General features: G+C 28.6%; 14 protein-coding genes. 6 read left to right on the top strand and 8 right to left on the bottom strand.

Going from position 1 to position 14,939, the window contains the following annotated elements; all coding sequences use genetic code 11:
- The first annotated feature begins 9 nt into the window (after nucleotides 1–9).
- From JOP69_RS00500 to JOP69_RS00510, 3 genes are all read left to right on the top strand, one after another.
- Complete coding sequence (locus JOP69_RS00500) at nucleotides 10–1,434, top strand: MBOAT family protein (RefSeq protein ID WP_203394508.1); 1,425 nt, start codon at nucleotides 10–12, stop codon at nucleotides 1,432–1,434.
- Between the two features lie 3 nt (nucleotides 1,435–1,437).
- Nucleotides 1,438–2,343, top strand: a complete 906-nt coding sequence (locus JOP69_RS00505; RefSeq protein ID WP_203394507.1) for a hypothetical protein — start codon at nucleotides 1,438–1,440, stop codon at nucleotides 2,341–2,343.
- 108 nt (nucleotides 2,344–2,451) lie between these two features.
- Nucleotides 2,452–3,834 carry an exopolysaccharide biosynthesis polyprenyl glycosylphosphotransferase gene (locus tag JOP69_RS00510; RefSeq protein WP_203394506.1) on the top strand — a complete coding sequence of 461 codons (1,383 nt, stop codon included), beginning with the start codon at nucleotides 2,452–2,454 and terminating at the stop codon, nucleotides 3,832–3,834.
- Here JOP69_RS00510 and JOP69_RS00515 read toward each other — a convergent pair.
- The 3 genes from JOP69_RS00515 to JOP69_RS00525 all read right to left on the bottom strand — a co-directional run bounded on the left by JOP69_RS00515 (nucleotide 3,821) and on the right by JOP69_RS00525 (nucleotide 7,126).
- Nucleotides 3,821–4,996 (bottom strand): DUF4105 domain-containing protein, encoded by a 1,176-nt coding sequence (locus tag JOP69_RS00515; RefSeq protein WP_203394505.1) that lies wholly within the window; start codon nucleotides 4,994–4,996, stop codon nucleotides 3,821–3,823. The genes JOP69_RS00510 and JOP69_RS00515 overlap by 14 nt on opposite strands.
- Nucleotides 4,997–5,001: 5 nt before the next feature.
- Nucleotides 5,002–6,072, bottom strand: coding sequence for a PorV/PorQ family protein (locus JOP69_RS00520; protein WP_203394504.1), 1,071 nt, complete (start codon nucleotides 6,070–6,072; stop codon nucleotides 5,002–5,004).
- Nucleotides 6,073–6,142: 70 nt separating this feature from the next.
- Nucleotides 6,143–7,126, bottom strand: coding sequence for a YheT family hydrolase (locus JOP69_RS00525; RefSeq protein WP_203394503.1), 984 nt, complete (start codon nucleotides 7,124–7,126; stop codon nucleotides 6,143–6,145).
- A gap of 96 nt (nucleotides 7,127–7,222) precedes the next feature.
- Between JOP69_RS00525 and JOP69_RS00530 the strand changes: the two genes are divergently transcribed.
- Together JOP69_RS00530 and JOP69_RS00535 are read left to right on the top strand one after the other, a co-directional pair.
- Nucleotides 7,223–7,948, top strand: a complete 726-nt coding sequence (locus tag JOP69_RS00530) for a phosphatidylcholine/phosphatidylserine synthase (RefSeq protein ID WP_203394502.1) — start codon at nucleotides 7,223–7,225, stop codon at nucleotides 7,946–7,948.
- Nucleotides 7,949–8,023: 75 nt separating this feature from the next.
- The gene (locus tag JOP69_RS00535) at nucleotides 8,024–8,542 is read left to right on the top strand and encodes a hypothetical protein (protein WP_203394501.1); all 519 of its coding nucleotides are present in this window, start codon (nucleotides 8,024–8,026) and stop codon (nucleotides 8,540–8,542) included.
- A 37-nt stretch (nucleotides 8,543–8,579) separates the two neighbouring features.
- On the opposite strand, the gene lptB is transcribed toward JOP69_RS00535, so the two are convergent.
- The 4 genes from lptB to JOP69_RS00555 all read right to left on the bottom strand — a co-directional run bounded on the left by lptB (nucleotide 8,580) and on the right by JOP69_RS00555 (nucleotide 11,573).
- The gene (gene lptB / locus JOP69_RS00540) at nucleotides 8,580–9,317 is read right to left on the bottom strand and encodes an LPS export ABC transporter ATP-binding protein (protein WP_203394500.1); all 738 of its coding nucleotides are present in this window, start codon (nucleotides 9,315–9,317) and stop codon (nucleotides 8,580–8,582) included.
- Nucleotides 9,318–9,458: 141 nt separating this feature from the next.
- Nucleotides 9,459–9,803 (bottom strand): carboxymuconolactone decarboxylase family protein, encoded by a 345-nt coding sequence (locus JOP69_RS00545; RefSeq protein ID WP_203394499.1) that lies wholly within the window; start codon nucleotides 9,801–9,803, stop codon nucleotides 9,459–9,461.
- The gene (tatC, locus tag JOP69_RS00550; protein WP_203394498.1) at nucleotides 9,793–10,605 is read right to left on the bottom strand and encodes a twin-arginine translocase subunit TatC; all 813 of its coding nucleotides are present in this window, start codon (nucleotides 10,603–10,605) and stop codon (nucleotides 9,793–9,795) included. Before tatC ends, JOP69_RS00545 begins: the two co-directional genes overlap by 11 nt.
- Nucleotides 10,605–11,573 (bottom strand): SIS domain-containing protein, encoded by a 969-nt coding sequence (locus JOP69_RS00555; RefSeq protein ID WP_203394497.1) that lies wholly within the window; start codon nucleotides 11,571–11,573, stop codon nucleotides 10,605–10,607. The genes tatC and JOP69_RS00555 overlap by 1 nt, the downstream gene beginning before the upstream one ends.
- 140 nt (nucleotides 11,574–11,713) lie before the next feature.
- Here JOP69_RS00555 and JOP69_RS00560 point away from each other — a divergent pair, with 140 nt between their 5' ends.
- Nucleotides 11,714–13,897: an ATP-dependent DNA helicase RecQ gene (locus JOP69_RS00560; RefSeq protein ID WP_203394496.1), complete on the top strand. Its 2,184-nt coding sequence runs from the start codon at nucleotides 11,714–11,716 to the stop codon at nucleotides 13,895–13,897.
- 88 nt (nucleotides 13,898–13,985) lie between these two features.
- Here the strand turns inward: JOP69_RS00560 and JOP69_RS00565 are convergent, their stop codons facing one another.
- Nucleotides 13,986–14,906, bottom strand: coding sequence for a YeiH family protein (locus tag JOP69_RS00565; protein ID WP_203394495.1), 921 nt, complete (start codon nucleotides 14,904–14,906; stop codon nucleotides 13,986–13,988).
- Nucleotides 14,907–14,939: the final 33 nt, after the last annotated feature.

Raw genomic sequence — 14,939 nt, forward strand, 5'->3', positions numbered from 1 at the left:
AAATATTAAATGCTTTTTAACTCAATAGATTTTGCCATTTTTTTACCGATTGTTTTTATACTATATTGGTTTGTCTTTTCTAAAAAAACACAGCAACAAAATTTAGTGCTGTTAATAGCAAGTTATGTCTTTTATGGTTTTTGGGATTGGCGCTTTCTTTTTCTAATCTTTTTTAGTTCTATCATAGATTTTTTAATAGGTAAAAAACTAAATGAAGTTACTAATGTTTCTAAAAGGAAACTTTTTTTAAGTATTAGTATTGTTGTTAATTTAGGACTTCTTGGGTTTTTTAAGTATTACAATTTTTTTCTAGATAGTTTTGCTTCAGCCTTTACTTTCTTCGGAAGTTCAATATCAGAACAAAGGCTTACTATAATTTTACCTGTTGGAATCAGTTTTTATACTTTTCAAACGTTAAGTTATTCTATAGATGTTTACCGTAATAAACTAAAACCGACGAACAACTTTATCGCTTTTTTATCTTTTGTAAGCTTTTTTCCGCAACTAGTAGCAGGTCCAATAGAAAGAGCATCAAATTTATTGCCCCAGTTTTATAATAAAAGAATTTTCTCTTATGATAAAGCTGTTTCTGGAGTACAATTAATCGTTTGGGGATTTTTTAAGAAAATAGTCATTGCAGACAATGCCTCAATTATTGTAAATGGAATTTTTAGTAATTACCAAAATCAATCTTTTGAATCGTTATTAATGGGGGCATTTCTATTTTCATTTCAGATTTATGGAGATTTTTCTGGGTATTCAGATATAGCCATTGGTACTGCCCGACTTTTTAATTTTGATTTAATGGTGAATTTTAAGTTTCCTTATTTGTCAAAAAACATTGGTGATTTTTGGAAACGTTGGCATATATCTCTTTCTACTTGGTTTCGAGATTATTTATATATTCCTTTAGGAGGAAGTAAAGGAACGTTGCTAAAAGCCATAAGAAATGTTGGTATTGTTTTTATTGTAAGTGGGTTTTGGCATGGTGCAAATTGGACTTTTATTTTTTGGGGATTTATTCATGCGGTTTTATATATTCCACTTTTTATTGCTTTAAAAAAGCGAAGTAATAAATCGAAAACGGAGAACAATAGATTTAATTTTTTGAAAATAATAGTTACTTTTATTTTGGTGATGTTTTCTTGGGTTATTTTTAGATCTCTTACTATTACAGATGCTATAAATTACATCACAAGAATTTTTAGTTTATCTAACGGAAGTAAATTTTATGCATCTACTAGCAAGTATTTAATTATTACCGGTATTACGCTTTTTAGTATTCTTTTTTTAATAATTACAGAATTTTATAACGATAAAAAAGGAAGAATTGAAACGTATTTTAAATCTTATTTTTTGGTTTTCTTATGTTTAATAATAGCTTTTTTAGGTGCTATAAAAAATCATGCAGATTTTATCTATTTTCAATTTTAAAGAATGAAAAAATTTTTAATAAAAACATTTTATTATGCTACCTTAGTCTTTGTTTTAGGTAATGTTGTTGCTTTTAGTGCTAACTATTTCTTAAAAAAATCTAGTTTTTATAAAAGTAGTTTTTTAGTGAATGAATTTAATTCTGATAAAAAATTAGATTACTTTGTAGTAGGTTCTAGTAGAGGTTTAACAACCCTTAATACTAATTTAATTGATGAGAAATTAGGCTTAAAAGGTGTTAATTTATCTATGGATGATACTGATTTAAAAACGCAATCATTAATGATTCATCATTTTTTTGAATCGAATTACAAAGCAGATTATTTAGTTTTAGTGCTAGACGCTAATCACTTTAAAAAAACATCATTAGAATTGGGTAATAATGATTATCGTTTTGTGCCTTTTATAGATAGAGATTATGTGAAAAATCATTTTAAGAAATATGAAAAAAGTACTTTAAATATTTTAACAAACTCTAATTATAATCCTTTTTTCGCATATTCTTATTATAATTTAGAGTTATTATTACCTGCTACTTTGAGCATTATTAAACCTAAATTTAGAAATAAATTTGATAAATTCGGTAATTATTCTTATCCATCTTCTGGTCATGAAAATAATAATGCTACTTATAAAATTAAAGAAATTGACTCAGAAATTACCAATCCTATAATTAAAGATATTAAAAATTATTTAGATGAAAATAAATGTAAATTAATTATTTATATAGCTCCTTATCAGTTAGAAAAGTTTACTTTTAATAACAAATTAGAGTATTCTATTATAAATAACTCTTCTGCTTTAGTAAATAAAAATGAATTTTTTTATGACAAAATACATGTAAATAATAAAGGAAGAGAGCAGAGTACATTAATTTTTATAAATAATTTTAAATTACTTATTAATTAGTAATCTTTTTATAAATTTGTTACCTCTCATATAGTATATTAAGAACTCTTTTTCGATTATATATATGTAGTTGAATTAACTTAAAAAAGTTAAACAAAACAGCATCATTTGACAACAAAAACATCATACTTTAATGTATCAGAAAGAAAACTTTTTTTAGGAATAATAGATGTCTTTATTCTTATTTCTAGTCTGTATCTAGCCTCTTTATTTATCAATTTTACTTATATAAAATTTACTAGTAATGCCATTCTTAATTGGTTATTCTTGTTAGTTTTTTATTTCTTAATTTTTGGACAAATTTTTCAGCTGTATGGTTTAAATGTATCAAATAATAAATATTTAACTGTTAGAGCTGCTGTTCTTACTGTGTTTGCAACTACAATATTTTATATTTTCACACCTTATTTTTCACCTGAATTACCACCAAATAGATTACAGATTGTTTATTTTTTCTTACTTTCTTTTATACCTATTTTACTTTGGCGATTTATATATATGTCTTTAATATTTTCTCCTAAGTATTTTAAATCTATTGTTTTTGTAGGTAATTCAGAAAGAATTAAAAAATTATTGACTCAAGTACATAATGATTCTTTTCATGATGTTTTTGCTTATTTATCGGATAAAGAAATTAAAGGAATAAAAGGGTATGTAGATATCACTAAAACAACGATAACTCCAATAATTGCAAATAACGCTATTACAGATGTTATTGTTTCTAAAAAAGATCTTTCTGAAGAGGTAATCAATGGTTTAAACAAAGAACTTGTTGTGTTATTTGAACAAGGAGTAAATATAATTAGTTACGAAACTTTTTATGAAAATGTAAATGCTAGAATTCCTAAAGAATATCTGAATTATAATTTTTATAGACATATTAATTTTAGTAAAAATAATACCAATAACTTTTACCTTTTTGGTTTAAGGTTAGTAGATATACTAATTTCTTTAATAGGTGGATTGGGTTTTTTATGTATTATTCCGTTCATTGTTATTGGAAATTTAATAGCCAATAGAGGCCCTTTGTTTTATACACAAGTAAGAGTTGGGGAAAATGGTAAGATTTTTAAAATTTTTAAGTTGAGGTCTATGATTAAAAATGCAGAAAAAGGTGGTGCTGTTTGGGCTCAAAAAAACGATGTGAGAATTACTGCTTTTGGTAAGTTTTTAAGACGAACTAGATTAGATGAAATGCCTCAGTTTTTTAATATATTAAAAGGAGATATGAGTTTAATTGGTCCCAGACCAGAAAGACCCGAGTTTGTGAAAGATTTAGAAGCTAAGATCCCTTTTTATGCAATTAGACATGTTATAAGACCTGGTTTAACCGGTTGGGCGCAAGTAAATTATCCGTATGCGAATACAATAGAAGAACAAGAAACCAAATTGCGTTACGATTTATATTATATTAAGGAACGCAGTGCTTTTTTAGATTTTAAAATATTTATTATGACGTTTACTACAGTATTATATTTTAAAGGTCAATAATTTTTTTTGATAAATAGAAATATCTCACAAAAAGAAATATTAACAAGGGAATTATAACCACAGGAAAAACCTGAATTTCTGCCACCCAAAGAATAGGAATTATTACTAAAAATAAAAGTAGCATTAACATATATTTTTGCAACCATTTTGGTTGATGTGTTTTTAGTAATACAAAAGCTATAATTATATTAGGTGCAAAAGCCCACAACAAGTTAAAGTTATTTGGAGCGGTAGAGTGCGTAGAGAAAAACCATAGAAAAAATAGGACACAACCAATAAGTCCAGTTGTAAAAAATAAGATAAAATCTAAGGATTTGGTTCTTTTATCACTTTTGAAATCTTTATACGTAATATAAATTCCGAATAGCGCTAAAATGCTAAAGATTAAAAACGGACTAAAAAGAGAACTCTTCGCTTCTTTTTCCTTAAATTTTAAAAGAACAATTTCATTCTTTACCAATTTTTTTGGTTGATTTTTGATAAAAACAGTAGCGTCTTTAAAAGAACTATACACATAGTCTGGTAAGTACATATACTGTTCAAAAGTGGCTTGTTCATCTAATTTTGTGCCTGCAATTAAATTTAAACCAAATGTACCCCAAGAATTCCAAGGAATTTCATGATTTGTTAATTGTCTAAATGTGAGGTTTTTTTCTACGTTGTTGTCATTAAAAACTACTTTATCTTCTAATATAGATTTTGTAATATCTCTTAATTTTGTGGCACAATTATCAAAATAAGGATCGTATTGATAGTTACTGTTTTGGGGTTGGGCATTATTTTCTAAGAATTTAAAATAGGCTTGTTTTTCTGGCTGATTTAAGTTTAATACTTGTTCTTTTAACCAACGTTTGTCTCTTCTATAACTAGCTATAAAGTATTTAAAATCATAGCGAGCTAAGCTATAAATCATATTTCCTTTTGCAAAATTAGTATAAAAATTAGGCTGATTAAAATCAAACATTCCGTAGTTATAAATTAAATCTATTTTTAAAACGGGATCTTTAATTCTAATGGCAGAATGCCCAAAAGCTTCGTATAATTCTTCTCCTGGTCCGGCAGTAACAATACTTACTTCTCCATATTTAGAAAGTTGTAGTTGTGCTTTTAAAGGTGAATAAATGGAAAGTAAAAATATGAAAAGAAAGTACTTTTTGTTCATGAAAATTAAGGTCTAAAAAAACTATAATCAATAGTAATTGAAAAAATATTTGAATATAAGGCGTTACCAACACTACCAATATTGGTTAAAGCATAATCTATTTTTATGCCATTGTATTTAAAACCAACTCCAAAATTGGGTTGCATCGAAAGCGATTTTGAGTTGTCGAATTCTGTGATGTACTGAAAATTACCAACTCCTGCTCTTAAATAAACCAATGCATCATAATCTACTTGAAACCCCATTGCTGGGTCTATACTTACAACATCCGAAGAAAAAATATCATTGGTTTTTGCAAAACGCATATTGGCATTTACTTCGGTTAATAGGTTAAACATGCGTCCTATTTCCCAATTTTTAGCAACCCCTAATTGTAATTTTGGTTTTGTAATTTCGGTTGTTTCTGGTAAATCTTGATTTTGCCCAGGAATAGCATCCTTAATTTTATTGAATTCATCTTCATTTATGGCCCAACTGTTAAAGGTGGTGGTAATGTCTCTTGCCATCAATCCAAATTTCCAAGAATTACGTTCAAACTGTATTCCGGCATCAAAACCAAATCCATAGGAAGAAGCAAAATCACCAATAATTCTTCTTACAATTTTTGCATTCACTCCAAATTTTACATCCTTAAAAAGTAAATTTCTAGCGTATGCAAAATTAAAGGCATAATCTACCGAAGAAAAAAGTTGAATTCTATTATAATCGATATTTCCATCACTGTCAATTAATTCTGTAGTATTTAGAATGTCATCTACACCAAAACGAATTATAGAAACTCCTACGGCACTTTCTTTGTCTATTGGCATAGCAAAACTAAGATGATTGTAATTGGCTATTCCTGCAAAATAAGAAGCGTGCATTAAAGAACCTTGATAGTCTTCTATACCAACCAATCCTGCTGGATTCCAGTAAATAGAATTTACATCATTGGTTGTAGCAACAACACTTTTGCTCATTGCTAAACCAGCAGCATCAACCCCAATAGTTAAAAATTCATTGGAATAATTTCTAAATGCTTGTGCAGATAAAAGTAGTGGTGTAAACAGTATAAAAAATAATATTTTTTGTTTCAAAGGCTTAAAATTATTGGTAACAAATATCTAAAAACATACTAAAATAACAGTAGTTTTTTAAAGATATTGTTTAGGAGATATTAATATGAATGTTTTCTCTTATAAATCTTTCTATTCTTTGCTCTAACCACTTGTTTTTAGCGTTGTAAAAAGAAGAGACAAACCCACAATGTCCTCCAAAATTTGTAGTTTCTAAAAAGAAATTTTTAGAATTATGAGCTTCATCAATAGGAAAACATGTATCAGACAAAAAGGTGTCGTCTTTAGAGTTTATAAGTAATGTTGGTATTTTTATTTTGGATAAATGCGGTTTAGCGCTCGCTTTTTCCCAATAATCTTCCGCACTATCAAAGCCAAATACAGGAACGGTGTATAAGTTTTCTAAATGTTTAAATCGGGTAGCTTTTGCTAATTTATCTTTATCTAATTGAAATTCAGGAAATTTTGCTGCTTTTTCTGAAATTTTAGTCTTCATACTTTTTAAAAAACGCTGTAGATAGATTTTGTTTTTAAGTTTTTCTAATTCAAACTCTCCTGAAGCAATATCAATAGGAACAGAAACGGCAATTCCTCCTTTTACTTTTGATGAAATACGATCAGACTGTTCACCTATATATTTAAGCGTTAAATTACCTCCTAAACTAAAACCAATGAGTATGATATTCTCATAGTCATAATTATCTAAAAGATGATGTACTACAAAATCTACATCTTCTGTTTTTCCGCTGTGATAAGTGCTTAAAAGTAAATTATCATCGCCAGAACAACCTCTTAAATTTAAACAAACGGTATCTAATCCTTTTGTATTTAAGTGATTGGTTGTAGATACGATATATTTAGATTGAGAACTTCCTTCTAAGCCATGAATAAGTAAGACTAAGGTTTTAGATCCCACCAAAGAAAAATCTAGATCCATAAAATCATGGTCCCAAGTAGAAATCCTTTTCCTTTCATAGTTACAAGATTCTTTTGTGAAAACAGATCTGTAAATAGTGTTAAAATGACCACTTTTAAAAGGGAAAGGAGGAGCGAAGTCGGATGTAAATACGGGCATAATTTTATAATTATTACAAATATCTTAAAAAAAATATAGAATAATGAAATCGACCAAATATGATTTCTTATTTTAGCCTATAAATCAAACTTTAAAATGAATTTCAAAAAACACATTCCTAATTTATTAACACTTGGTAACCTTTTTTGTGGAACAATTGCAACAATTTTTGCGGTTGAAGGAGATTTTGTCTTGGCAGGTTTATTTGTGCTTTTGGGAATATTATTTGATTTTTTTGATGGATTTGCAGCTCGGTTATTACACGTTTCTGGGGAGTTAGGAAAACAACTAGATTCTTTGGCAGACATGGTAACAAGTGGAGTTGTACCCGGAATTATTGTGTATAAATTATTAATTGAAAATTCTTCTGGCTTACATGATTTTAACGAACATAACTACCTGCCTTATTTGGGATTAATACTAACTTTAGGAGCTTGTTATAGATTGGCGAAATTTAATATTGACACAAGACAATCGGATTCTTTTATTGGTTTGCCTACTCCTGCAATGAGTTTGTTTATCATTTCTTTACCTTTAATTCAAGAATATTCAACAATTGAAGTAGCTCAAAATTTAATAGGAAATAATTACTTTTTAATAGCTATTACAGTATTGTTAACTTATTTAATGAATGCAGAATTGCCTTTGTTTTCTTTAAAGTTTAAGGAATACTCTATCAAGAATAATTTGGTAAAGTATTTGTTTTTAGTAGTATCTTTATTGATGATTATCTTCTTACAGTATATTTCGATTCCTTTGATAATAATATTCTACGTTGTTTTATCTGTAGTGAGTAATTATAGAAAAAAGGAGTTAATTTAGAAGTAAATATATAGTTATTAACGTAAAACATTTCTTTTCTCTAGCACTTTTATGAGATATAAATATTAAAAATAAATGATTAAAAGAACAATCTTTACTATTATTCTTACAACTTTAATACTCTTCATTTCCTGTAAAGAAAAGGATGCAAAAACTTCGAATACTAAAGAACCAAAACTTGAGAAGCAAATTTTAAAGGATTACAAACCTGCTGATTCTATAGATAAAAAGGTTGCTATTGATTCGGTTTTCAAAATAGATCATTATATCTGTTACACTTTTAATGATGATAAATCTAAAAGAATTTGGATAGGTTTTAGTAAAAATAAGGAAACGGTCAAATTAAAATATGAAGGACAAAAAGAACCTTTAATTCTTAAACATTCTAAGGAAGAATTTATTGAAGGAGGTGCGCATCCAACTATAATTAATTATTATGATGAAATATATAATGGTAAAGTAAACGGAGCATATAAACTTACCCATTCAGGAATTTGGGATTACGTAAAATATATTAGAGGAAAAGATAAAAAGGAATTTAACTTTACAATTGATCATAATTCAAATCCTTATGGCAGTAGCCCTTGTTTTTAACTAATATTAAAAGGAGTGTAAGTTGTTTATTTTCTTGTTAAAAAATCTTCTTCTTTTTCAATTCGAAGTCTTTACCCAAATATACTTTTCTAACCATTTCGTCTGCAGCTAATTCTTCCGGAGTTCCGCTTTTTAAAATGCTTCCTTGGTACATTAAATAGGTTTTATCTGTAATAGCTAATGTTGCTTGTACATCATGATCTGTAATTAAAATACCGATATTTCTGTCTTTTAAATGCGCAACAATACTTTGTATATCTTCAACAGCAATGGGGTCTACACCCGCAAAAGGTTCATCTAGTAAAATAAAATTGGGGTCAGAAGCTAAACAACGCGCAATTTCTGTTCTACGTCTTTCTCCTCCGGATAATAAATCTCCCCTGTTTTTACGAACATGGCCAATATTAAACTCTTCAATAAGTGATTCTAACTTATCTTTTTGTTGTTTTTTAGTTAAATCTGTAAATTGTAAAACAGACATTATATTATCTTCTACAGATAATTTTCTAAAAACAGAAGCTTCTTGTGCAAGATATCCAATCCCTTTTTGGGCACGTTTATACATGGCGTCTTCTGTAATTTCTTCATCATTTAAGAAGATTTTACCCGAATTTGGTTTTATCATTCCAACAATCATATAGAAAGAAGTTGTTTTTCCAGCTCCATTAGGCCCTAAAAGTCCGATAATTTCACCTTGCTGAACTTCTAAAGAAATTCCGGTTACAACTTTTCTACTTCCGTAGATTTTTTCTATATTTTCTGCTCTTAAAATCATATTTTATAAATATGTGTAATTGTTTAATTGTTGAAACGTGTAATTGATTGGTTTGTGTAAAAGTAATAAATTATGTTTTTTAAAATCTTAATAGATTCATAACATTCATTTTTTTTATTGATTACTGCAACTGAAAACTGCTTACTTATTTTCTAGCATTTCCCAATACTCAACGGCTCTTCTTAAATGCGGAATTACTATGGTACCACCAACTAACGTAGCAATAGACATGGTTTCCATCATTTCTTCTTTAGTAACTCCGTTTTTCATGGCAGCTTCTAAATGATATTGTACACAATCATCACATCGTAAAACAGCAGAAGCCACTAAGCCTAAAAGTTCTTTTGTTTTAACGGGTAAATGCCCTTCTTTAAAAGTATTTGTGTCTAAATTATATATTCTTTTAATTACTTTATTATCAGATTCTAGAATTTTATCGTTCATTTTCTGACGATAATCATTAAACTCTTTTACTTTATCGTGCATCTTTTTGCTGTTTTTTTATTACAATTTTTGAAACTCTAATACTCACTTCATATAAAATAAGAATAGGAATCGATACGATTACTTGACTAGCAACATCTGGAGGTGTAATAATTGCTGCTAAAATTAATACAACCACCAAAGCATGTTTTCTATATTTCTTTAAAAACTCTGGCGTTACCAAGCCAATTTTTGTTAAAAAGTAAATTAATACAGGTAACTCAAATAAAATGGATACTCCAAGTAACATATTGGTAACAAGTCCGATATGTGAGTCTAGTGTAAAGTTATTCTGAATTAAATCTGTAATTTGATAGTTATACAAAAAGTGTATAGAAATTGGCGCAATAACATAAAAGCTAAAAGCAATACCACAGAAAAAAAGAAAAGAAGCTGCAAAAATAAATCCTCTAGATTTATTTACTTCATTTTTAGTTAAACCAGGAGATACAAATCGCCAAATTTCCCATAAAAGATATGGAAAAGACAAAATAATACCCAATATAAATGAAGACCAAATAGAGTTCATTAACTGTTGGGTTGGCTTTAAACTAATAAGGTGGTCATTAAATTCAACATTACAAAAGCTACTATCAAAACCAAAATAGGTGAAAAAGTCACAAAATAGTCGATAGGTTATAAAATCTGGTTTTCTGTGGGCTAATAAAAAGTTTTCATAGACTTCTTTTTGAAACACAAATAATACAATAGCAATAATAAATATTGCGGCAGCACTTCTTACCAAGTGCCATCTTAATTCTTCTAAATGACCTAAAAAGGACATTTCTTTTTGTTTTTCTGCCATTAGAAAATCCCTTCTTTAATTAAATCATGTAAATGTACAACTCCAACATATTTGTTTTTATCATCAACAACTAACATTTGGGTAATACTGTTTTTTTCCATAGTATTTAGAGCGTCAATTGCCATGGCGTCTTTATCTATGGTTTTAGGGTTTTTACCCATAATATCTTTTGCTGTAATTTTAGAAATTTCGGTGGTCTTAGAAAGCATTCTTCTAATATCACCATCTGTAATAATTCCAACTAACTTGTCATTATTCATCACAGCTGTAACTCCTAATCTTTTTTCAGAAATTTCAACTATTACCTTTACAATGGTATCTGTTTCATTTACTTTAGGTACTTCATTGTTTTCAACTAAATCAGAAACTCTTAAATATAAACGCTTACCTAAAGCGCCTCCTGGATGATATTTAGCAAAATCTTTACTGGTAAAACCACGCAAATTTAATAAACAAACAGCCAATGCATCACCCAAAACTAATTGAGCAGTTGTACTAGTTGTTGGTGCTAAGTTATTAGGACAGGCTTCTTTTTCTACATAAGCATTTAAGGTAAAATCTGCATGTTCTCCTAAATAGGAATCTACATTACCTGTAATAGCTACTATTTTGTTTCCATAATTTTTTATGAAAGGAACTAGAACCTTAATTTCTGGAGTATTTCCACTTTTAGAAAGACAAATAACAACATCGTCTTTTTGTACGTTTCCTAAATCTCCATGAATGGCATCTGCAGCATGCATAAAAATTGCCGGCGTACCAGTAGAGTTTAAGGTAGCAACTATTTTGGTAGCAATGTTTGCACTTTTACCAATTCCGGTTACAATTACCCTTCCATTCGAATTTAAAATAAATTTAACGGCTTCTTCAAAGTCAGCGTCAATTAAATTTGCTAAATTAGCAATAGCATTACTCTCTGTTAAAATAGTTTCTTTGGCAGTATTTATAATTGTGTTTGTCTTTTTCAAATGTTTGGTGTTTTATCAGAATAAAAAAAAGTTATATCTTTAGATTAAGAAACAAGCAAATTTACTATAAATAATAGTTAGAGCAAATATAATAGTATGTTTGTGAATTGTTTTAAAAGTTAAACGAATATTTAATATAAATGGATTTATATACCCCTCTAAAAAAGTTCTTTGGATTTAATAAATTTAAAGGTCTCCAAGAGCAAGTGATTAAAAGTATTGTTGAAAATAATAACACTTTTGTAATAATGCCAACAGGTGGAGGGAAATCACTTTGTTATCAGCTACCTGCTTTAATGGCAGAAGGAACTGCTATTGTAGTTTCTCCATTAATTGCTTTAATGAAAAATCAAGTAGATGCAATTAGGGGGATTTCTGAACATAATGGTGTGGCGCATGTTTTAAATTCATCTTTGAATAAAACAGAAGTAGCTCAAGTTAAAGAAGATATTGCTAATGGAATTACAAAATTATTGTATGTAGCACCAGAATCTTTAATAAAAGAAGAATATGTTACTTTTTTAAGAACGCAAAAAATTTCTTTTGTAGCTATTGATGAAGCGCATTGTATTTCTGAGTGGGGACACGATTTTAGACCTGAATACAGAAATTTAAAACACATTATTAAAGCCATAGATAATGTGCCTGTTATTTGTTTAACAGCAACAGCAACAGAAAAAGTACAAGAAGATATTTTAAAAACTTTAGGAATTCCGGATGCAAATAGGTTTAAAGCGTCTTTTAATAGACCTAATTTATTTTATGAGGTAAGACCTAAAACAAAAGAAGTAGAAAAAGATATTATTCGTTTTGTGAAACAAAGAATGGGTAAATCTGGAATTATTTACTGCTTAAGCAGGAAAAAAGTTGAAGAAGTTGCTCAGATCTTGCAAGTAAACGGTATTAAAGCTGTTCCGTATCATGCAGGTTTAGATGCAAAAACTAGAGTGAAGCATCAGGATATGTTTCTAATGGAAGACTGTGATGTAGTAGTTGCTACGATTGCTTTTGGAATGGGAATTGACAAACCAGATGTTCGTTTTGTGATACATCATGATATACCTAAAAGTTTAGAAAGTTATTATCAAGAAACCGGACGTGCAGGGCGTGATGATGGAGAAGGATATTGTTTGGCTTTCTATGCATATAAAGATATAGAAAAGTTAGAAAAATTTATGGCGAGTAAGCCAATTGCAGAACAAGAAATTGGGCATGCATTATTACAAGAAGTGGTTGGTTATGCAGAAACGTCTATGAATAGACGTAAATATTTACTGCATTATTTTGGAGAAGAGTTTGATGCTGAAAAAGGTGATGGAGCAGATATGGATGATAACTCTAGAAATCCTAAGAAAAAACACGAAGCCAAAGAAGATGTACAACTTTTATTAAAAGTTATAAAAAATACCTTACAAAAGTATAAATCTAAGGAAATTGTAAATACGATTGTAGGAAAAGAAAATGCCCTATTAACATCACATAAAACACATTTACAACCCTTTTTTGGAAGCGGAAAAGATAAATCTCCTCTTTATTGGATGGCTTTAATTAGACAGGTTTTGGTGGTAAATTATATAAAGAAAGAGATAGAGCAATATGGCGTTGTTAAATTGACAGAAAAAGGAGCGGAATTTATAAAGAAACCTACTTCTTTTATGATGACGGAAGATCATTCTTATAATGAAGAAAATGATAATACGATCATAACAAATGCTAAATCTTCTGGGGGTGTTGCAGATGATAAGTTGGTAAAATTATTAAAAGATTTACGTAAAAGGGTAGCTTCGAAACAAGGAGTACCTCCATTTGCTGTTTTTCAAGATCCATCATTAGATGATATGGCATTGAAATATCCAATTACTTTAGCAGAACTTTCGACAGTTCATGGAGTAGGTGAAGGGAAGGCAAGAAAATTTGGTAAAGATTTTGTGAAACTAATAGCTACTTATGTAGAAGAAAATGATATTCTAAGACCAGATGATTTAATTGTAAAAAGTACCGGTACAAACTCTGGATTAAAGCTTTTTATTATTCAGAATACCGATAAAAAATTACCTTTAGAAGATATCTCTAAATCAAAAGGACTTGAAATGAGTGAGTTGATAAAAGAGATGGAAGTTATTATTTTTTCTGGAACCAAATTAAATATAGATTATGCTTTAGACGATTTGTTAGATGAAGATCAGCAAGAAGAAATTCATGATTATTTTATGGACGCAGAAACAGATAACATACAAGAAGCTCTAGATGAATTTGATGGAGATTATGATGAAGATGAGTTGCGCTTAATGCGAATTAAATTTATAAATGAAGTGGCTAATTAATGGCTATACTAAATTATTATAATCAAAAAACTAAGATAAATTTATCTTAGTTTTTTTTTGAAATTTATTTAAGTGTTTATGAAATATCTTAATTTAATATATAGACTAACGAAAATATTGAAATAAAGATCCACAGTGTAAGTGCCAGTATTATTGGTTTTATTCCTGTAGATTTTAAGTCTTTTATAGAAATACTAGAGCCTACAAGAAATAAAGTTAGTAATAACAATCGTTTTGATATTAAAACAATAAATTTAGTAGTTGGTTCAGGTAAAAGGTGGTAACTATTTATCATAATAGCTACAATAAATAGAAGAATAAAATAGGGTATTTTAATTTTTTCTCCTTTTGTTTTAAAAAGAAACATTGAAAAAATTGATAAAGGAATAATCCACAGTGTTCTAGATAGTTTTACGGTAGTCGCTATGCGCAAAGCTTCTTCTCCGTACTCTAAAGCAGCTCCAACAACAGAACTTGTATCGTGTATTGCAATTGCACACCACAAACCAAATTGCTCTTGTGTTAAGTTTAGAAAATGCCCAACTGCAGGAAATACAAACAATGCAATAGAGTTTAATAAAAATACAATTCCTAAAGCAATACTTATATTTTTACTTTTTGCTTTAATAACAGATGAAATAGCAGCAATTGCACTCCCTCCACAAATTGCAGTTCCAGAGGTAATAAGATGTCCTAACTTTAAATCTATTTTTAAAATCCTCGTTAACAATAAACCAATGGTCACCGTTAATAGAATAGAATAAATAGTTAGCCCAAACCCTGCTTTACTTGTAGCTAAAGTTTCTTTTATAAACATTCCGAAGCCCAATCCCACAACAGAAATTTTTAGTAAATAATGAATAGCTTTGTGGCTATATGTCTGGAATGGATTATTGAAAATTATGGTATATACAAAACCAATTATTAATGCTGTTGGGCTGTTTACAAAACCTAAAAGGGTAATTAGTACTAGAAGAAAGTAAACTGTTTTTGAGATAAAATCTTTCATATCATTGTGTATTATTTGATACAAAAGTAGCAG

Origin of the sequence: Polaribacter sp. Q13, assembly GCF_016858305.2 — a bacterium.
Taxonomy (GTDB): domain Bacteria; phylum Bacteroidota; class Bacteroidia; order Flavobacteriales; family Flavobacteriaceae; genus Polaribacter.